This window comes from Erwinia sp. QL-Z3 (assembly GCF_004551645.1).
In the GTDB taxonomy this organism is placed as follows: Bacteria; Pseudomonadota; Gammaproteobacteria; order Enterobacterales; family Enterobacteriaceae; genus Erwinia; species Erwinia billingiae.
The window spans coordinates 905,106-925,018 of sequence record NZ_CP037950.1 but is presented as its reverse complement, the minus strand read 5'-3'; the positions used below and the strand labels follow the sequence as shown (position 1 = coordinate 925,018).

Sequence of the window (19,913 nt, the reverse complement as noted above, 5' to 3'; positions counted from 1 at the left end):
GGAAAATCACATGTCAGGTTATCAACATAAGAAAGGTGTCATTCGCGACAATGCGATTGAAGCGTTACTGCACGATCCATTATTCAAAGTTCGGATAGAAGTGAATCACAAAGGCAAAGGAAGCTTCCGGCGTAAAGACAAACACGCGAAGAAGGGTAACTGGGAGGCCAGTGGTAAAGACAGCTTTACCACTGGCCTTCTGCTTTCAGGGCAAAAAAAAACCGCCAGGAGCGGTTTTTTTACAGCCAACGCCAGAATTATGGCTGGCCATTCTGCTGCTTGAGCAGATCGCGAATTTCCGTTAACAGCGTCTCTTCTGCACTTGGTTTCGCCGCTGGTTTTTCCACTTCTTTTTTCTGATACAACTTGTTCATTACCTTGATCGCCATAAAGATTGCGAAGGCAACGATCACAAAATCAAATACCGTCTGAAGGAAAATACCGTATTGCATCACAACCGCTGGGGTTTCGCCTTCTGCAGGCTTCAATATCCAGCTGAACGATTTGAAATCAACACCACCAATCAGTAACCCTAGCGGTGGCATAATGATATTCGCCACCAGAGAAGAAACGATCTTACCAAATGCTGCACCGATAATGACACCGACCGCCAGGTCGACAACATTGCCGCGCATAGCAAAATCGCGAAACTCTTTGAATAAACTCATTGTTATCTCCTTTCCTGTGCCAATTGTTAAGTCTAACAAACGATTGGTTTTTTTCCATGGTGATGAGTGAATAAATGAATTATCACCGGAATAAAGCAGCCGGCAGTAAAGTCCGCCGGCGCGAAACTACAGGAAGAACGGACTTGGCTGGAATAGGCGTTCAACATCGGGCACAAACTTCTTGTCAGTAAGGAACATGATGACGTGGTCGCCTTGCTCAATACGCAAATTATCATTGGCGATCATGACATCATTACCCCGCACAACGGCGCCGATGATGGTACCTGGAGGCAGTTTGATATCATTAATCAGTCTGCCCACCACGCGCGACGTGGTTTCATCACCATGAGCGATGGCTTCAATGGCTTCTGCAACACCGCGGCGTAATGACGAAACCCCGACAATATCAGCTTTACGGACATGCCCCAGCAATGCGGAAATAGTTGCCTGCTGTGGTGAGATGGCAATATCTATTACGCTGCCCTGCACCAGATCGACATAGGCTTTACGCTGGATAAGCACCATTACTTTTTTCGCGCCCATCCGTTTGGCGAGCATAGCCGACATGATATTGGCTTCGTCATCATTGGTGATGGCAATGAACAGATCTATTTGATCGATGTGTTCTTCTTCAAGCAGTTCTTGATCGGAAGCATCACCATAAAACACGATGGTGTTTTGCAGCTGCTCTGCCAACTCTGCCGCACGTTGCTGATCGCGTTCGATCAGTTTAACGCTGTAATCTTTTTCCAGCCGCTGGGCGAGTCCAAAGCCAATATTACCGCCGCCGACGATCATAATGCGCTTGTACGGTTTTTCCAGACGCTGGTATTCGCTCATCACCGCCCGGATATTTTGGCTGGCAGCAATAAAGAAGACTTCATCACCGGCTTCTACAATCGTCGATCCTTGCGGACGGATGGGACGATCCTGACGGAAGATAGCCGCTACGCGTGTATCAATATGCGGCATGTGTTCGCGCATGACGGCAAGCGCATTGCCGACCAACGGGCCGCCATAATACGCCTTCACAACCGCGAGACTCACTTTGCCTTCTGCAAAATTCACTACCTGCAATGCCCCTGGGTACTCGATCAACCGGTAGATGTTATCGATCACTAACTGCTCTGGCGAAATCAAATGATCGATTGGGATCGCTTCCGGGACAAACAGTTTTTCCGCATCCCTGATGTAGTCCGGAGCACGAATACGGGCAATACGGTTGGGGGTGTTAAACAGCGAGTAGGCGATCTGACAGGCGATCATATTCGTTTCATCCGAATTGGTCACCGCAACCAGCATATCGGCATCTTCGGCGCCCGCTTCACGCAATACGCGAGGATGTGAACCGTGCCCCTGTACGACACGCAGGTCGAATTTATCCTGCAACTGACGCAGACGATTCGAATCAGTATCTACGACGGTAATGTCGTTGTTTTCACCAACCAGGTTTTCGGCGAGTGTGCCACCGACCTGACCGGCGCCAAGAATGATTATTTTCATTTTGCTTTAGTCTGATTCGTTGGGAGTCAACCTGGCCGGGAATTTGTCCCCGGCCGGCGCAGTTATCGTTTTAGTAATTTTGCATAGAAGAAGCCGTCGCCATCCTGTGGAGCAGGGAAGACCTGCAGACCCGGATGGTTGGCATCGCCTGTATCAGACAGCATGGCATCTTCATGGCGTTCAAGGAAAGCGGCAACCTGCAGATGATTCTCTTCCGGCAGGATGGAGCAGGTTGCATACAGCAATGTACCGCCAGGCTTCAGATGCGGCCAGATAGCATCCAGGATCTGCTGCTGCAAAGCAGCAAGCTCAGGGATGTCACGATCGCGGCGTAGCCATTTAATATCAGGATGACGGCGGATAACACCGGTTGCCGAGCAAGGGGCATCTAACAGTATTCGGTCAAACTGTTTGTCGCCACACCATGTTTCTGGAAGGCAACCGTCGCCGACCTTTACCTCTGCCGTCATATTGAGACGCAGCAGATTTTCGTTAATCCTGGCCAGACGTTGCTCATCAATATCAACCGCCAGCACAGTTGCCTGTGGCGCTGCTTCCAGAATATGAGTTGTTTTGCCGCCCGGAGCGGCGCAAAGGTCGAGAATAAATTCGCCATTTTGCGGATCCAACAGCGCCACACATCCTTGTGCAGAAGCATCCTGAACCGTCACCCAGCCCTGATCAAATCCCGGCAGCTGTGACACCGGGCAAGGCGTCTCCAGTCGTAAAGCATCTGCATGCAGTGGGTGCGGCTCGGCTTCTTTGCCTGCTTCCTGTAACAGGTTCAGCCAGGCATCCCGACTATGGTGTTGGCGATTAACACGCAGCCACATTGGCGGCCGCTGATTATTGGCCTCAACAATGGCTTCCCAGTTATTCGGCCACGCACGTTTCAGTCTTTCCAGCAGCCATTTCGGATGCAGGTATTTCTGATCGCCTACGTTCATCTGCTGCACCAACTCGTCCTGCTTACGCTGGAATTGACGCAATACACCGTTAATCAAGCCCTTAAACTGCTGTCGTTTCAGGGAGATTGCACCTTCAACCGTTTCTGCCAACGCGGCATGAGCGGGAATACGGGTGAAGATCAGCTGATAAAGGCCAACCATCACCAGGAAGTGAATAGTACGTTGTTTGCCCGTCATCGGGCGTTCCATCAGCTGGCCAATAATCCATTCCAGTTGAGGAAGGGTACGCAACACGCCATAGCAAAGCTCTTGCAGCAGCGCAGCGTCTTTCTCAGCCACGGATTTCTGCGCAGCAGGCAGCACGTTACTGAGCGACTGGCCTTGCTCGACCACTTTTTCGATAGTCTGGGCAGCAATGCTGCGCAAATTGGTATTTTTTTTCATAGGGATCGCAAGTCAAAATCAGCCCGGCTGTGAACCGGGCGAGGCATCAGGCAAGAATGTTGCCCGGCGTGAACCACTCTCGGCGGGAGTTCAGCAGATCCTGCGCTTTCATCGGCTTTTTGCCGGCAGGTTGCAGTTCTTCAATGTTCAGGACACCGTCAGCGGTGGCAACCTGAATGCCGTTTTTATCGGCCTGAACGATCTTACCGGGGTGTTGATCTGAGTGAGGCAATACGGTCGCTTTCCAGACTTTTACTGGCTGGTCATCGACAGTGAAATAGCTAACAGGCCACGGGTTGAAGGCACGGATGCAGCGTTCCAGCTGGGTAGCCGAAAGGCTCCAGTCCAGCTTAGCTTCTTCCTTGCTTAGCTTCTCAGCATAGCTGACCTGCGCTTCATCCTGTACTTCAGGCTTCGCAGTGCCGTCAGCCAGTTGCGATAAGGTGACCAACATACCTTCAGGGCCCAGTTCAGCCAGCTTGCTGTAAAGCGTGGCGCTGGTATCTTCAGGCCCGATTGGGCAAGCAAGCTTATACAACATATCGCCCGTATCCAGCCCGACGTCCATTTGCATAATCGTCACGCCGGTTTCGCTATCTCCCGCCCACAGTGAGCGTTGGATTGGCGCAGCGCCACGCCATTTCGGCAGCAGCGACCCGTGCACGTTGATACAACCCAGACGTGGCATCGCCAACACCGGTGCTGGCAGGATCAAGCCATAGGCGACGACCACCATCACATCAGCGCGTAAATCGGCAACCAGCTGCTGGTTTTCCTCCGGTCGGAGGGATTTTGGTTGGAACACCGGGAGATTGTGTTGCTCGGCCAGCTGCTTAACCGGGCTGGCGGTGAGTTTATTTCCACGGCCTGCCGGACGGTCTGGCTGCGTAAAAACGCCAACAACGTTATGCCCAGAAGACAACAGCGCGTCTAAATGACGCGCTGCAAAGTCTGGAGTGCCGGCAAAGATAATATTCAGGGCTTCAGACACGCTTTTCCCTTATTCAGGCTCGTTTTGATCGCGAGCAGTCTGGCGATAAAGTTTTTCCAGCTTCTGGCGGATACGCTGGCGCTTCATCGGCGACAGGTAGTCAATAAACAGTTTACCGACCAGATGATCCATTTCGTGTTGAATACAGATAGCCAGTAAACCATCTGCTTCCAGCTCATAGCTGTTTCCTTCACGATCCAGCGCGCGGATTTTGACTTTTTCAGCGCGGGGCACCAGCGCACGCTGTTCAGGAATGGAGAGGCAACCCTCTTCAATTCCCGTTTCGCCGCTTTTTTCCAGCATTTCGGGGTTGATAAGCACAAGACGTTCTTCGCGATTTTCAGAAACGTCAATCACGATAATGCGCTGATGGATATCGACCTGAGTGGCCGCCAACCCGATACCTTCTTCGGCATACATCGTTTCAAACATATCATCGACGATGCGCTGAATATCGGCATTCACTTCTTTAACGGGTTTCGCAACGATGCGCAGGCGCTCGTCAGGAAAATGTAATACCTGCAAAACTGACATAACTTTCCAGATCTGTGTTCAAGGGATTAGATATTTATCTTTCTTATTGTAGACATTTCGGTCGGTGATTGACAGCATTCCCGCTACGTTAGCCTTAGGGACTTTTCAGTATTTACAGGGATGCATCATGACACCAACGGAGATTTGGTTACGTCTTTCCGGCGTTATAGGTATACGCAACCAGCAACGATTAAGGGTTGTGGATTGCTTGCGGCAAACGGCCAGTGTGGCAGAGAAAGATCTCATCCGCGCCGGCTTAAATGACGAACAACGGCAGGCTTTTCTCAACTATGATCCAACGATTGTGGATGAAACCCTTCTTTGGCTGGAGCAACCTCAGCACCATCTTCTGACATGCGACAATTCTAACTATCCTGAACGTTTGAAAAATATTGCCAGTTATCCGCCGCTGCTTTTCATTGCGGGTGACCCTGACATTTTACTCACGCCGCAAATTGCTATCGTGGGGAGCCGTAGATGTTCACCTTATGGCAGAAATTGGGGAAGCTATTTCGCTCAGACATTGGCGTTGAGTGGTATCACTATCTCCTCTGGGCTGGCATTGGGAATAGATGGGATTGCTCATCGTGCGGCACTGGAGGTTGGAGGGAAAACCCTCGCGGTATTGGGCAGCGGCCTGAACCACCTTTATCCCCGACAGCATATCTCTCTGGCAAAGGAGATTATCGCAAGTGGTGGTGCGGTGATCTCTGAATTCCCATTATCCCCTTCGCCGGTTGCGCACAATTTTCCCCGGCGTAATCGTATCATCAGCGGTTTGAGCCTGGGCGTATTAGTGGTGGAGGCGACATTAAAAAGCGGCTCGTTGGTGACCGCGAAGCTGGCTTTAGAGCAAAATCGCGATGTGTATGCTTTGCCTGGCGCCATTGGCAATCCGGGTAGTGAAGGCACTCACTGGTTGATTCAGCAGGGCGCGTTATTAACGGCACATCCCCATTCCATCCTTGAACAGCTGCAAAGTGACCTCCAATGGTTGTCCAATACGTCAAATTCAACAATATATTCACATCAGCAGGGCAATACTCCATTGCCATTTGCTGATGTGTTGGCTAACGTAGGAGATGAGGTTACACCTGTTGACGTCGTCGCTGAACGTGCCGGCCAACCTGTGCCAACCATCGTAGCTAAGCTGCTTGAGTTGGAGTTAGCAGGATGGATCGCAGCTGTACCCGGCGGCTATGTCCGATTGAGGAGGGCAAGCCATGTTCGACGTACTAATGTACTTATTTGAAACGTATATCCACAGCGAGGCAGAAATGCGCGTTGATCAGGATAAATTGACTGATGATTTAACCGATGCCGGTTTTCATCGTGAAGATATTTATAATGCGTTGAACTGGTTGGAAAAGCTCGCAGATTATCAGGAGGGACTTGTCGCTCCGATCCTGCTGGCTACCGATCCGCTGTCTATGCGTATCTACACCGAGGAAGAGAGTCAGCGTTTAGATGCTAACTGTCGGGGCTTTATTTTGTTCCTGGAGCAAATTCAGGTGCTGAATCTTGAAACCCGGGAAATGGTCATCGAACGTATTATGGCCCTCGATACTATCGAGTTTGATCTTGAAGATCTCAAATGGGTGGTGCTGATGGTGCTGTTTAATATCCCAGGATGTGAAAACGCTTATCAACAGATGGAAGAACTTCTTTTCGACGTCAACGAAGGAATAGTGCACTGAAGATCGTCTTCGTGTAAGAAATGTTATGAATAAAACAGCGCTTTTCGCTGTGCGAAAAAATGAACCCTGCCCCCAATGTGGGGCAGAACTGGTTATTCGCTCCGGCAAACACGGCGCTTTTCTCGGCTGTTCGCAGTATCCCGAGTGTGATTACATTCGCCCCCTGAAAAGTCAGGCAGATAGCAACATAGTCAAAGTTCTGGAAGGACAGTTTTGTCCTGAATGTCAGTCGGAACTGGTTTTACGCCAGGGACGATTCGGCATGTTTGTCGGTTGTAGCCGCTACCCGGAATGTGAACATACTGAAGTTATCGATAAGCCCGATACCACGACGCTTGCCTGCCCTCAGTGCAATCAAGGAAAGCTGGTTCAGCGGCGGTCACGCTATGGCAAAACCTTCCACGCATGCGAACGCTATCCAGATTGCCAGTTTGCGGTGAACTTCACGCCAGTCGAGGGTGAATGTGAGTTTTGTCATTTCCCGCTTTTAATAGAGAAAAAAACGGCTCGCGGTCTTCGGCGTTATTGCGCCAGCAAAGCCTGTGGTAAGCCGGCAACATCAGGAACCAGCAGTGAAGAATGAGTCCGTCCCAGGTTCTGTAGAAGCCTGTATTCACCAACTTCGGCAAAATGCCGTCATTGCCTATCCTACCGAGGCTGTTTTTGGCCTGGGGTGCAATCCCGACAGTGAGTCAGCGGTAATGGCTTTGTTGGCATTAAAGCAGCGGCCTGTGGAGAAAGGGCTGATCCTTATCGCTGCAAATTATGCTCAGCTTCAGCCCTACATCGACGATCTCGGCCTTACTGATGCGCAGAAAGAGAAGATGTTCGCCTCGTGGCCGGGCCCGGTTACCTGGGTGATGCCTTCGCGCACCTCAACTCCTCGCTGGCTGACTGGCCGTTTTGATTCTCTGGCAGTCAGAGTCACTGACCATCCTGATGTGCAGCGTCTCTGTTTGGGCTTTGGTAAACCGCTGGTGTCTACCAGCGCGAATTTAACCGGGCTTGAACCCTGCCGTACTGCTGCTGAAGTTCATCAGCAGTTTGGGTCTGACTTCCCGGTCTTTCTGGGAAATACCGGCGGTCGGCTGAATCCGTCAGAGATTCGTGATGTTTTAACCGGCGAACTCATTCGTCAGGGATAACAGGAAATAAGATGCACACCTTTGCCGTTTTCGGAAATCCGATCAATCACAGCAAATCACCGCGTATTCACCAGCTTTTTGCTGAGCAGACCGGCATCTCTCATGTTTATGGTCGCATCTGTGCGCCTGTTGATGAGTTCATTGCTTCCTTATCAGAGTTTATGGCGCAGGGTGGCAAAGGAGCCAACGTTACCTTGCCATTCAAGGAGCAGGCTTACGAGAGAGCCGATGAGTTGACTGAACGTGCTTCTCTGGCCGGTGCCGTCAACACGGTGAAAAAACTGGAGGATGGCCGTCTGTTAGGTGACAACACCGACGGCATTGGTTTGCTGACGGATCTGGAACGACTGAATCTGATCAAACCGGGCGATCGTATTCTGTTAGTGGGGGCTGGAGGTGCCGCTCGTGGCGTGATCCTTCCTTTATTGTCGTTTGGCTGTTCACTGACCATTACCAACCGCACGGTATCTAAAGCGCAGATCCTCGCCGAAGTATTCCAACACGCTGGTGGTATTCAGGCGAAAGCGATGGATCAACTTGATGGTGAACACTTTGATTTGATCATCAATGCCACATCCAGCGGGATTGGTGGGGATATTCCGGCATTGCCATCATCACTGATCACTGAAAAAACCCGTTGTTACGATATGTTCTACCTGGCTACGACGACACCTTTTCTGAACTGGTGCCAGCAGCATGGAGCTGTGGCTATGGCAGATGGTCTGGGAATGCTGGTGGGGCAAGCGGCTCACTCATTCTTTTTATGGCACGGCAAGCTACCCGATATTACTCCGGTCATTGCGGTATTAAAGTCAGAACTCAGCGCGTGAATCAGGCTACCCAGTTTCCCGACAGGGAATGGTGGGACGAGACAGAAAAGGCGGTTTGTTTTCCAGCCCTGGTGAATGGCTTCCTGCTTACCTGTGCGATCAGCGGCGAAACGATGGTTCGCCGCTACGGTAATGAGCTGGCAATAGTGCCGTGTTTCCTTGCCCATCGTTGGGATCTGGAAGATGAAGCGGAAGCCTCTATTAAAGACGCGCAAGAAAACGATCAGGGTTGGGTCTGGCTTTCCTGAGCAAGGTAGTCATCTTTCCAGCCGACATAATTATTCGATGAGTAGAGAAGACCCGCCACCTCAGCTTCTGTCAGTTTGCGAGCTTGCCTTACCGGACTTCCTAAATAAAGGTAGCCACTCACCAGACGTTTACCCGGAGGGACTAGGCTTCCGGCCCCAATCATCACATCGTCTTCTACTATTACCCCATCCAGCAGAATAGATCCCATTCCTACCAATACCCGATTGCCAATGGTGCAGCCATGCAACATGGCTTTATGGCCAACGGTGACATCTTCCCCGACGATCAGCGGATTGCCTTCAGGGTTATAAGAAGACTTATGGGTAACGTGCAAAACACTGCCGTCCTGAATATTGCTGCGTTTGCCGATCACGACACGGTTCACATCCCCGCGGATGGCAACCAGTGGCCAGATACTGACATCGTCCTGCAAGTCCACTTCGCCTACCACCACGCTTGAAGCATCGACCATTACGCGCTGGCCGAGCTGCGGGCGGGTGTTTTTAAACGATCTTAGGTTCCCTGACATAACTACCTCTCTGCAATAGGATCCCTGAAGGGTAGTGCTGCAGGGGTTTACCGATCAATAACTGTCGATGATTTTGCGGTAATTTTGTGCGGATCGTCTGAGATCTCGGCGGAAAGCGTGAAAATCCAGCAACCAAATAGAAAGATCGAAAAAAGCCTTGTGCTCTGAAATGGGATCCCTATAATGCGCCTCCACTGACACGGAACAACGGCTTACGAGTCACCGGGTCAGAGGTTCAGGAAGCTGAATCGCCAGAGAAAAACTTCCCAAAAAGAAGTTGACTCTGAAGGAGGAAAGCGTAATATACGCCACCTCGCAGTAAGGCGCCAAGGCACTTACCGCAACGCTCTTTAACAATTTATCAGACAATCTGTGTGGGCACTCGCAGGATTGATATCAGCGCCGCAAGGCGCAAAAAAAATATCAAGCCTTAAGAGTGAACACATAATGAAATTCATTATGACGTTTTACACTTGAGCACCGCTGAACTTGTTTCAGCAAATCGAACTTTTAATTGAAGAGTTTGATCATGGCTCAGATTGAACGCTGGCGGCAGGCCTAACACATGCAAGTCGAACGGTAGCACAGAGAGCTTGCTCTCGGGTGACGAGTGGCGGACGGGTGAGTAATGTCTGGGAAACTGCCTGATGGAGGGGGATAACTACTGGAAACGGTAGCTAATACCGCATAACGTCTTCGGACCAAAGTGGGGGACCTTCGGGCCTCACACCATCGGATGTGCCCAGATGGGATTAGCTAGTAGGTGGGGTAATGGCTCACCTAGGCGACGATCCCTAGCTGGTCTGAGAGGATGACCAGCCACACTGGAACTGAGACACGGTCCAGACTCCTACGGGAGGCAGCAGTGGGGAATATTGCACAATGGGCGCAAGCCTGATGCAGCCATGCCGCGTGTATGAAGAAGGCCTTCGGGTTGTAAAGTACTTTCAGCGGGGAGGAAGGCGATAAGGTTAATAACCTTGTCGATTGACGTTACCCGCAGAAGAAGCACCGGCTAACTCCGTGCCAGCAGCCGCGGTAATACGGAGGGTGCAAGCGTTAATCGGAATTACTGGGCGTAAAGCGCACGCAGGCGGTCTGTCAAGTCAGATGTGAAATCCCCGGGCTTAACCTGGGAACTGCATTTGAAACTGGCAGGCTAGAGTCTTGTAGAGGGGGGTAGAATTCCAGGTGTAGCGGTGAAATGCGTAGAGATCTGGAGGAATACCGGTGGCGAAGGCGGCCCCCTGGACAAAGACTGACGCTCAGGTGCGAAAGCGTGGGGAGCAAACAGGATTAGATACCCTGGTAGTCCACGCCGTAAACGATGTCGACTTGGAGGTTGTGCCCTTGAGGCGTGGCTTCCGGAGCTAACGCGTTAAGTCGACCGCCTGGGGAGTACGGCCGCAAGGTTAAAACTCAAATGAATTGACGGGGGCCCGCACAAGCGGTGGAGCATGTGGTTTAATTCGATGCAACGCGAAGAACCTTACCTGGCCTTGACATCCACGGAATTCGGCAGAGATGCCTTAGTGCCTTCGGGAACCGTGAGACAGGTGCTGCATGGCTGTCGTCAGCTCGTGTTGTGAAATGTTGGGTTAAGTCCCGCAACGAGCGCAACCCTTATCCTTTGTTGCCAGCGAGTAATGTCGGGAACTCAAAGGAGACTGCCGGTGACAAACCGGAGGAAGGTGGGGATGACGTCAAGTCATCATGGCCCTTACGGCCAGGGCTACACACGTGCTACAATGGCGCATACAAAGAGAAGCGAACTCGCGAGAGCAAGCGGACCTCACAAAGTGCGTCGTAGTCCGGATCGGAGTCTGCAACTCGACTCCGTGAAGTCGGAATCGCTAGTAATCGTAGATCAGAATGCTACGGTGAATACGTTCCCGGGCCTTGTACACACCGCCCGTCACACCATGGGAGTGGGTTGCAAAAGAAGTAGGTAGCTTAACCTTCGGGAGGGCGCTTACCACTTTGTGATTCATGACTGGGGTGAAGTCGTAACAAGGTAACCGTAGGGGAACCTGCGGTTGGATCACCTCCTTACCTGAAGATACTCTCCCGCGTAGTGTCCACAACAGATTGTCTGATAGAAAAGTAACGAGCAGAAAAAACCTCTACAGGCTTGTAGCTCAGGTGGTTAGAGCGCACCCCTGATAAGGGTGAGGTCGGTGGTTCAAGTCCACTCAGGCCTACCAAATTTTCACTCATGCTGCGTTATGTTTCCGGCTTGCATAGTGAACTATGCGGCGCGAAAACATGCCTTGCCTGAGCAAAAATTAACATTTGTCGCCTGACGGTGGCTGATGAACTCACGTTGAGTGGTAGTAGATGGTCTCTGCAGTAACTGTATGGGGCTATAGCTCAGCTGGGAGAGCGCCTGCCTTGCACGCAGGAGGTCAGCGGTTCGATCCCGCTTAGCTCCACCATGCAGTTTTCTGACAATACTTCAGAGCGTACCGGCAACGGTGTGCTGCGAAGTATTATGCTCTTTAACAATCCGGAACAAGCTGAAAATTGAAACGACATGTCGTTTTCATTCTCCGTAATAAGAATGAAATCAACGATATGTTCGAGTCTCTCAAATGCTTACAACAGCAATGTGTCTTTCGGGACGCTTGTGGGTTGTGAGGTTAAGTGACTAAGCGTACACGGTGGATGCCTAGGCAGTCAGAGGCGATGAAGGGCGTGCTAATCTGCGATAAGCGTCGGTAAGGTGATATGAACCGTAATAACCGACGATACCCGAATGGGGAAACCCGGTGCACTTTGGTGCATCATTGCAACATGAATACATAGTGTTGCAAGGCGAACCTGGGGAACTGAAACATCTAAGTACCCAGAGGAAAAGAAATCAACCGAGATTCCCCCAGTAGCGGCGAGCGAACGGGGAACAGCCCAGAACCTGAATCAGTTTGTGCATTAGTGGAAGCGTCTGGAAAGTCGCAGGGTACAGGGTGATACTCCCGTACACAAAAATGCACTTGCTGTGAGTTCGATGAGTAGGGCGGGACACGTGACATCCTGTCTGAATATGGGGGGACCATCCTCCAAGGCTAAATACTCCTGACTGACCGATAGTGAACCAGTACCGTGAGGGAAAGGCGAAAAGAACCCCGGCGAGGGGAGTGAAACAGAACCTGAAACCGTGTACGTACAAGCAGTGGGAGCACCTTCGTGGTGTGACTGCGTACCTTTTGTATAATGGGTCAGCGACTTATATTCTGTAGCAAGGTTAACCGTATAGGGGAGCCGAAGGGAAACCGAGTCTTAACTGGGCGTTAAGTTGCAGGGTATAGACCCGAAACCCGGTGATCTAGCCATGGGCAGGTTGAAGGTTGGGTAACACTAACTGGAGGACCGAACCGACTAATGTTGAAAAATTAGCGGATGACTTGTGGCTGGGGGTGAAAGGCCAATCAAACCGGGAGATAGCTGGTTCTCCCCGAAAGCTATTTAGGTAGCGCCTCGTGAACTCATCTTCGGGGGTAGAGCACTGTTTCGGCTAGGGGGCCATCCCGGCTTACCAACCCGATGCAAACTGCGAATACCGAAGAATGTTATCACGGGAGACACACGGCGGGTGCTAACGTCCGTCGTGAAGAGGGAAACAACCCAGACCGCCAGCTAAGGTCCCAAAGTCATGGTTAAGTGGGAAACGATGTGGGAAGGCACAGACAGCCAGGATGTTGGCTTAGAAGCAGCCATCATTTAAAGAAAGCGTAATAGCTCACTGGTCGAGTCGGCCTGCGCGGAAGATGTAACGGGGCTAAACCATGCACCGAAGCTGCGGCAGCGACGCTTATGCGTTGTTGGGTAGGGGAGCGTTCTGTAAGCCGTCGAAGGTGGACTGTGAGGTCTGCTGGAGGTATCAGAAGTGCGAATGCTGACATAAGTAACGATAAAGCGGGTGAAAAGCCCGCTCGCCGGAAGACCAAGGGTTCCTGTCCAACGTTAATCGGGGCAGGGTGAGTCGACCCCTAAGGCGAGGCCGAAAGGCGTAGTCGATGGGAAACAGGTTAATATTCCTGTACTCGGTGTTACTGCGAAGGGGGGACGGAGAAGGCTATGTTAGCCGGGCGACGGTTGTCCCGGTTTAAGCATGTAGGCGGAGGGTTTAGGTAAATCCGGACTCTTTTTAACGCTGAGGTGTGATGACGAGGCACTACGGTGCTGAAGTAACAAATGCCCTGCTTCCAGGAAAAGCCTCTAAGCATCAGGTAACACGGAATCGTACCCCAAACCGACACAGGTGGTCAGGTAGAGAATACCAAGGCGCTTGAGAGAACTCGGGTGAAGGAACTAGGCAAAATGGTGCCGTAACTTCGGGAGAAGGCACGCTGGCGCGTAGGTGAAGGGACTTGCTCCCGGAGCTGAAGCCAGTCGAAGATACCAGCTGGCTGCAACTGTTTATTAAAAACACAGCACTGTGCAAACACGAAAGTGGACGTATACGGTGTGACGCCTGCCCGGTGCCGGAAGGTTAATTGATGGGGTTATCCGCAAGGAGAAGCTCTTGATCGAAGCCCCGGTAAACGGCGGCCGTAACTATAACGGTCCTAAGGTAGCGAAATTCCTTGTCGGGTAAGTTCCGACCTGCACGAATGGCGTAATGATGGCCAGGCTGTCTCCACCCGAGACTCAGTGAAATTGAACTCGCTGTGAAGATGCAGTGTACCCGCGGCAAGACGGAAAGACCCCGTGAACCTTTACTATAGCTTGACACTGAATATTGAACCTTGATGTGTAGGATAGGTGGGAGGCTTTGAAGCGTGGACGCCAGTCTGCGTGGAGCCAACCTTGAAATACCACCCTTTAACGTTTGATGTTCTAACCTGGCGCCGTAATCCGGCGTGGGGACAGTGTCTGGTGGGTAGTTTGACTGGGGCGGTCTCCTCCTAAAGAGTAACGGAGGAGCACGAAGGTTAGCTAATCACGGTCGGACATCGTGAGGTTAGTGCAATGGCATAAGCTAGCTTGACTGCGAGAGTGACGGCTCGAGCAGGTGCGAAAGCAGGTCATAGTGATCCGGTGGTTCTGAATGGAAGGGCCATCGCTCAACGGATAAAAGGTACTCCGGGGATAACAGGCTGATACCGCCCAAGAGTTCATATCGACGGCGGTGTTTGGCACCTCGATGTCGGCTCATCACATCCTGGGGCTGAAGTAGGTCCCAAGGGTACGGCTGTTCGCCGTTTAAAGTGGTACGCGAGCTGGGTTTAGAACGTCGTGAGACAGTTCGGTCCCTATCTGCCGTGGGCGCTGGAAGATTGAGAGGGGTTGCTCCTAGTACGAGAGGACCGGAGTGAACGCACCACTGGTGTTCGGGTTGTCATGCCAATGGCATTGCCCGGTAGCTAAGTGCGGAAAAGATAAGCGCTGAAAGCATCTAAGCGCGAAACTTGCCTCGAGATGAATCTTCCCTGGGCCTTTAAGGCCCCTGAAGGGACGTTGAAGACTACGACGTTGATAGGCCGGGTGTGTAAGCGCAGCGATGCGTTGAGCTAACCGGTACTAATGACCCGTGAGGCTTAACCTTACAACACCAGAAGCGTTCTGGTGGTGTCTGAGAGACACAAAGGATATTTTCAGCTTGAACCGGATAAATTTGCGCGGCCTTATGGCGGCGTGAATAACAGAATTTGCCTGGCGGCTTTAGCGCGGTGGTCCCACCTGACCCCATGCCGAACTCAGAAGTGAAACGCCGTAGCGCCGATGGTAGTGTGGGGTCTCCCCATGCGAGAGTAGGGAACTGCCAGGCATCAATTAAGCAGACAAGCCTCATGCGAAAGCATGGGGCTTTTTTGTGTGCGTAAAAAGCAAAACTCCACGCCAGACCTGCATCAAAACGGCTCCCGGACTCCCCAGGCCCGCCTGATAACGGCCAAAACCCGCCACTGAAATCCCCAACCACCCCAAAACACCTCAAAACCCCCAAAACCACCCCAAAACCAGACAAAAGAAGACGCCGTGCTGCCGCACGACGCCATATTTAATCCAGTTATCACTGGACCCAGAATCGTCTCACGCCCTCAATGCTAATCACCTGCCTGATAGGCCATACCCTCACTGCGGGCATAAAAAAGCCCTGCCTGTCGGCAGGGCATTTAATACAGTTGGCTACTTAACAGTGCTTAACTCAATGAATAACCTGAGAAAGAAACGCGCGGGTACGTTCTGACTTCGGATTGGAGAAGAACTCTTGCGGTGGCGCTTGCTCAACGATCTCACCACGATCCATAAAGATCACCCTGTCAGCCACGGTACGGGCAAAGCCCATCTCGTGCGTGACACACAACATTGTCATACCATCTTCAGCCAGACCAATCATGGTATCCAGCACCTCTTTCACCATCTCTGGATCCAGTGCCGATGTCGGTTCATCAAACAGCATGATTTTCGGTTTCATACACAGCGATCGTGCGATCGCCACGCGCTGCTGCTGTCCACCGGAAAGCTGTCCAGGAAACTTATGGGCGTGCTCTGAAATGCGAACACGTTCCAGATAGTGCATGGCCAGTGCCTCAGCTTCTTTCTTCGGCGTTTTACGCACCCAGATCGGCGCCAGCGTGCAGTTCTGCAAAACAGTCAGATGCGGGAACAGATTAAAGTGTTGGAACACCATCCCCACTTCTGTCCGTACACGTTCAATATTGCGAAGATCGTCATTGAGATGAATACCATCAACCACGATACGGCCCTGCTGATGCTCTTCCAGATGGTTAATACAACGAATGGTCGTTGATTTACCGGAACCCGAAGGGCCGCAAAGCACGATGCGCTCGCGCGGCTTAACGTGCAGGTTGATATCTTTCAGTACGTGGAACTGGCCGTACCATTTGTTCACGTTTTCGAGCGTAATCATCATCGCGTCGTCGGATTGTTTCATAGGTTGGTTCATTTTAAGCCTCAGTGCGGTGTACGCCCGGTGTGAAAACGCTTCTCCAGATACTGGCTATAGCGCGACATGCTAAAACAGAAAATCCAGTAGACCAGTGCAGCAAAGACATAGCCCTCAGTCGACATCCCCAACCACGCGGGGTCGACGGTCGCTTGCTGTACGCTACTGAACAGGTCAAACAGACCGATGATAATCACCAGGCTGGTATCTTTGAACAGGGCAATGATGGTGTTCACCAGACCCGGGATCACCAGTTTTAACGCCTGCGGCAGGATCACCAGACCCTGTGTCTTCCAGTAGCCCAGCGCCAGTGACTCTGCGGCTTCAGTCTGGCCTTTTGGTAGCGCCTGTAATCCACCACGAACCACTTCTGCAACATACGCTGACTGGAACAGGATCACGCCAACCAGCGCACGGATCAGCTTATCAATGCTGTTGCCCTCTGACATAAACAGCGGCAGCATCACCGAAGACATAAACAACACGGTGATCAGCGGTACGCCGCGCCAAAATTCGATAAAAATGACTGAAAGGGCACGCACTACCGGCATCGAGGAACGTCTTGCCAGAGCCAGTAAAATCCCCAACGGCAGGGCACCGGCGATGCCGATGGAGGCAATAATCAGCGTCAGCGTTAATCCGCCCCACTGACGCGTCTCTACCCGCTCAAGCCCAAAGAAACCGCCATATAGCAGTACCCAGACAGCAATCGGATAAACCACCGCCCAAACGGCGATGTACAGGCCACGGCGCGGCATGCTTTTGAGGAACATCGGCAGAATTGAAAGCAGGCCAATCACCAGAGCCAGGTTGATACGCCAGCGCAGTTCATGCGGATATAACCCATACATAAACTGGCCAAAGCGGGCATGGATAAACACCCAGCAAGCGCCATCCTTAGTACAGTCTGCGCGGGTGGTACCAATCCAGTTAGCCTGGAAGACCAGCCAGTTAAGCGCCGGCGGGATCACCGTCCAGATAACCCAAATGCAAAACAGGGTCAGCAGAGAGTTTCCCCAGTTGGAGAACAGATTTTTTCTTGCCCAACTAACGGTGCGGGAAAAAGCATTCGTCGGGACGGGCGGGGTTTCGTGAGTAGCTAAAGTCATATTGATCCCGTTCTCTTAACGCTCAATCAGGCGGATTTTGCGGTTATAGATGTTCATTAACAGCGAAATCAGCAGGCTGATGACCAGGTAGACACCCATGGTGATGGCGATAGTCTCGATAGCCTGGCCAGTCTGATTCAACACCGTTCCTGCAAACAGCGAAACCATATCGGGATAGCCAATCGCTGCGGCGAGCGAGGAGTTTTTCACGATATTCAGATACTGGCTGGTCAATGGCGGGATTATCACGCGCATGGCCTGAGGAATGATGACCTGGCGCAGCGTAACCGGATTCGGTATCCCCAGCGAACGTGCCGCTTCGTGCTGACCATACGGTACGGACTGGATGCCGGAGCGGATAACTTCAGCGATAAAGGTTGAGGTATAGATCGACAGGGCCAGCGTTAAGGCTGCCAGCTCAGGGATCAGGGCAAACCCGCCACGGAAGTTAAAGCCGCGAAGTTGAGGAATGTCCCAGTGCATAGCGGCACCAAACGTCAGATGCGCAATAACCGGGAAGATAATCACCATCGCCACGCTGGCAGGCCAGGTACGGCGAAGCTGCCCGGTTTTCAACTGATAGGTGCGGTTGTAGCGGAACAGAGCAACAGTGCCTGCTACCGCCACCAACAGCGCAATGACAAACGGCCAGGTACCCACTGCGTACTGTGGCCATGGAATATAGAGACCCCGATTACTGACAAAGGCTAAATCAAACGCACTGGCTGCCTGACGCGGTCCCGGAAGGTTGCGTAAGACGGCAAAGTACCAAAAGAAGATCTGCAACAATGGCGGGATATTACGGAAGGTCTCGATATAGATCGTCGAGATTTTCCGCAGCAGCCAGTTGTCGGATAAGCGTGAAAGGCCAATAAAGAAGCCGAGGAGCGAGGCAAAGACAATACAAAGAGCAGAGACCAGCAAAGTGTTGGTTAAGCCAACGAGAAACACCCGGGCATAGGTATCACCTTCGCTGTAATCGATCAGATGTTGAACGATACCAAAGCCAGCGCTACGTTCCAGGAAACCAAAACCGGAGGTAATGCCGCGGCTTGCGAGGTTAATGACGGTATTGTGAACCAGATACCCCGCCACACCCAGAACAACGACAATCGCAATGATCTGGTACAGCCAGGCGCGCACCGCAGGATTACTGAATGAAAAATCCCTTTTTACGGTTGGGCGTTGAGACATGTTGAAACCTCAGTGACGAAAATTCTGACTAAGGCACCGGCAAGCCGGTGCCCTGTAAACGGTGGGAATTAACGTACTGGTGGTGCGTACTGGATGCCGCCTTTGTTCCAGAGGGCGTTCTGGCCACGGGCAATTTTCAACTGGCTGTCTTTACCGACGTTACGGTCAAAGACTTCCTGATAGTTACCAACCTGCTTAACGATGTTGTAAGCCCATTTGTTATCAAGCTTCAGGTCTTTACCGAAATCACCTTCTGAGCCCAGCAGGTGAGCCATATCTGGGTTGGTAGGTTTAGCGGCCAACTGATCAACGTTTGCAGAGGTGATGCCCATCTCTTCGGCATTCAGCATGGCGTACAGAGACCATTTCACGATGGTGAACCAGTCATCATCGCCACGACGGACAACCGGTCCCAGCGGTTCTTTAGAGATCACTTCTGGCAGCACGATAAATTCGTTTGGTTTGCCCAGCTTGATACGCAGTGCATACAGCTGAGACTGGTCGGATGCCAGCGTATCGCAACGACCGGTATCCAGCGCTTTCGCTGATTCGTCAGAACGGTCGAAGGTTACCGGGGTGTACTGCATGTTGTTGGCTTTGAAGTAGTCAGCCACGTTCAGTTCGGTATCTGTACCGGCCTGAATGCAAACGGTTGCGCCATCAAGCTCTTTCGCGCTCTTCAGCCCTGCTTTCTGGTGGGTCAGGAAGCCGATGCCGTCATAATAGTTTACGCCAGCGAAAATGAAGCCCATGCCGCCATCGCGCGCAGAGGTCCAGGTTGTGTTACGAGACAGGATGTCTACTTCACCAGACTGCAGAGCAGTGAAACGTTCTTTTGCGGTCAGTGGGGTGTATTTCACTTTGGTTGCATCGCCAAACACGGCGGCAGCTGCTGCACGGCATACGTCCACATCGATACCGCTAAATTTGCCACTGGCGTCTGCAAACGAGAAGCCAGGCAGACCATCACTGATACCGCATTGAATGAAACCTTTCTTCTTAATGGCATCCAGGGTGGTGCCGGCGTGAGCCTGATTCGCAACTGCAAACAGCGCTGCAGCGGCAACCAAAGTGGAGAGCATCATTTTTTTCATAAAGCATCCTGTGTGGCGAAATCATTATTATGTTTAACGCACGCTGTGGTGCACTTTTCCTGTCTGTGGCCGAAGCCATCCACGACACTGCAAAGGTAATGCCAAAATTGC

General features: G+C 51.8%; 17 protein-coding genes, 2 tRNA genes and 3 rRNA genes. 12 read left to right on the top strand and 10 right to left on the bottom strand.

The window, feature by feature from the left end:
- Positions 1-10: 10 nt before the first annotated feature.
- Positions 11-283, top strand: a complete 273-nt coding sequence (locus E2F51_RS04860) for an alternative ribosome-rescue factor A (protein WP_049789634.1) — start codon at positions 11-13, stop codon at positions 281-283.
- Here the strand turns inward: E2F51_RS04860 and mscL are convergent.
- The 5 genes from mscL to def form a co-directional block, all read right to left on the bottom strand.
- Positions 258-668, bottom strand: coding sequence for a large-conductance mechanosensitive channel protein MscL (gene mscL, locus E2F51_RS04855; protein WP_013204113.1), 411 nt, complete (start codon positions 666-668; stop codon positions 258-260). The genes E2F51_RS04860 and mscL overlap by 26 nt on opposite strands.
- A gap of 126 nt (positions 669-794) precedes the next feature.
- Positions 795-2,171: a Trk system potassium transporter TrkA gene (gene trkA / locus E2F51_RS04850; RefSeq protein WP_105760321.1), complete on the bottom strand. Its 1,377-nt coding sequence runs from the start codon at positions 2,169-2,171 to the stop codon at positions 795-797.
- A gap of 62 nt (positions 2,172-2,233) precedes the next feature.
- Positions 2,234-3,523: a 16S rRNA (cytosine(967)-C(5))-methyltransferase RsmB gene (rsmB, locus tag E2F51_RS04845; protein ID WP_134822884.1), complete on the bottom strand. Its 1,290-nt coding sequence runs from the start codon at positions 3,521-3,523 to the stop codon at positions 2,234-2,236.
- Between the two features lie 46 nt (positions 3,524-3,569).
- Positions 3,570-4,514 (bottom strand): methionyl-tRNA formyltransferase, encoded by a 945-nt coding sequence (gene fmt, locus E2F51_RS04840; RefSeq protein WP_134822883.1) that lies wholly within the window; start codon positions 4,512-4,514, stop codon positions 3,570-3,572.
- Between the two features lie 9 nt (positions 4,515-4,523).
- Positions 4,524-5,048 (bottom strand): peptide deformylase, encoded by a 525-nt coding sequence (gene def / locus E2F51_RS04835; RefSeq protein ID WP_013204109.1) that lies wholly within the window; start codon positions 5,046-5,048, stop codon positions 4,524-4,526.
- 127 nt (positions 5,049-5,175) lie between these two features.
- Between def and dprA the strand changes: the two genes are divergently transcribed.
- Genes dprA through E2F51_RS04805 form a run of 6 tightly spaced genes read left to right on the top strand, consistent with a single transcriptional unit; the run spans position 5,176 to position 8,968 of the window.
- Positions 5,176-6,300 carry a DNA-protecting protein DprA gene (gene dprA / locus E2F51_RS04830; RefSeq protein WP_134822882.1) on the top strand — a complete coding sequence of 375 codons (1,125 nt, stop codon included), beginning with the start codon at positions 5,176-5,178 and terminating at the stop codon, positions 6,298-6,300.
- Positions 6,272-6,745, top strand: coding sequence for a DUF494 family protein Smg (smg, locus tag E2F51_RS04825; RefSeq protein WP_041692141.1), 474 nt, complete (start codon positions 6,272-6,274; stop codon positions 6,743-6,745). Before dprA ends, smg begins: the two co-directional genes overlap by 29 nt.
- A 25-nt stretch (positions 6,746-6,770) precedes the next feature.
- Positions 6,771-7,328 (top strand): type I DNA topoisomerase, encoded by a 558-nt coding sequence (locus tag E2F51_RS04820; protein WP_134822881.1) that lies wholly within the window; start codon positions 6,771-6,773, stop codon positions 7,326-7,328.
- Positions 7,318-7,890, top strand: a complete 573-nt coding sequence (tsaC, locus tag E2F51_RS04815; protein WP_041692140.1) for an L-threonylcarbamoyladenylate synthase type 1 TsaC — start codon at positions 7,318-7,320, stop codon at positions 7,888-7,890. The genes E2F51_RS04820 and tsaC overlap by 11 nt, the downstream gene beginning before the upstream one ends.
- Positions 7,891-7,901: 11 nt before the next feature.
- Positions 7,902-8,720, top strand: a complete 819-nt coding sequence (gene aroE, locus E2F51_RS04810; protein WP_134822880.1) for a shikimate dehydrogenase — start codon at positions 7,902-7,904, stop codon at positions 8,718-8,720.
- Positions 8,717-8,968: a DUF1488 domain-containing protein gene (locus E2F51_RS04805; RefSeq protein ID WP_134822879.1), complete on the top strand. Its 252-nt coding sequence runs from the start codon at positions 8,717-8,719 to the stop codon at positions 8,966-8,968. The genes aroE and E2F51_RS04805 overlap by 4 nt, the downstream gene beginning before the upstream one ends.
- Here E2F51_RS04805 and E2F51_RS04800 read toward each other — a convergent pair.
- Positions 8,944-9,498 carry a gamma carbonic anhydrase family protein gene (locus E2F51_RS04800; protein ID WP_013204103.1) on the bottom strand — a complete coding sequence of 185 codons (555 nt, stop codon included), beginning with the start codon at positions 9,496-9,498 and terminating at the stop codon, positions 8,944-8,946. The two genes, E2F51_RS04805 and E2F51_RS04800, sit on opposite strands and share 25 nt — an antisense overlap.
- Before the next feature lie 511 nt (positions 9,499-10,009).
- On the opposite strand from E2F51_RS04800, the gene E2F51_RS04795 reads away from it, so the two are divergent.
- From E2F51_RS04795 to rrf, 5 genes are all read left to right on the top strand, one after another.
- A 16S ribosomal RNA gene (locus tag E2F51_RS04795) occupies positions 10,010-11,550 on the top strand.
- A gap of 75 nt (positions 11,551-11,625) precedes the next feature.
- A tRNA-Ile gene (locus tag E2F51_RS04790) sits at positions 11,626-11,702 on the top strand.
- A 155-nt stretch (positions 11,703-11,857) separates the two neighbouring features.
- Positions 11,858-11,933, top strand: a tRNA-Ala gene (locus E2F51_RS04785).
- Between the two features lie 202 nt (positions 11,934-12,135).
- Positions 12,136-15,043, top strand: a 23S ribosomal RNA gene (locus E2F51_RS04780).
- 106 nt (positions 15,044-15,149) lie between these two features.
- A 5S ribosomal RNA gene (rrf, locus tag E2F51_RS04775) occupies positions 15,150-15,265 on the top strand.
- The 16S, 23S and 5S rRNA genes sit together here with 2 tRNA genes alongside, the layout of an rRNA operon.
- A gap of 378 nt (positions 15,266-15,643) precedes the next feature.
- On the opposite strand, the gene E2F51_RS04770 is transcribed toward rrf, so the two are convergent.
- The 4 genes from E2F51_RS04770 to E2F51_RS04755 form a co-directional block, all read right to left on the bottom strand.
- Positions 15,644-16,405: an amino acid ABC transporter ATP-binding protein gene (locus tag E2F51_RS04770; protein WP_134822878.1), complete on the bottom strand. Its 762-nt coding sequence runs from the start codon at positions 16,403-16,405 to the stop codon at positions 15,644-15,646.
- A gap of 8 nt (positions 16,406-16,413) precedes the next feature.
- Positions 16,414-17,514: an amino acid ABC transporter permease gene (locus E2F51_RS04765; protein WP_134822877.1), complete on the bottom strand. Its 1,101-nt coding sequence runs from the start codon at positions 17,512-17,514 to the stop codon at positions 16,414-16,416.
- A 15-nt stretch (positions 17,515-17,529) separates the two neighbouring features.
- Positions 17,530-18,708: an amino acid ABC transporter permease gene (locus tag E2F51_RS04760; RefSeq protein WP_013204100.1), complete on the bottom strand. Its 1,179-nt coding sequence runs from the start codon at positions 18,706-18,708 to the stop codon at positions 17,530-17,532.
- 68 nt (positions 18,709-18,776) lie between these two features.
- Positions 18,777-19,802, bottom strand: a complete 1,026-nt coding sequence (locus tag E2F51_RS04755; RefSeq protein ID WP_013204099.1) for an amino acid ABC transporter substrate-binding protein — start codon at positions 19,800-19,802, stop codon at positions 18,777-18,779.
- Positions 19,803-19,913: the final 111 nt, after the last annotated feature.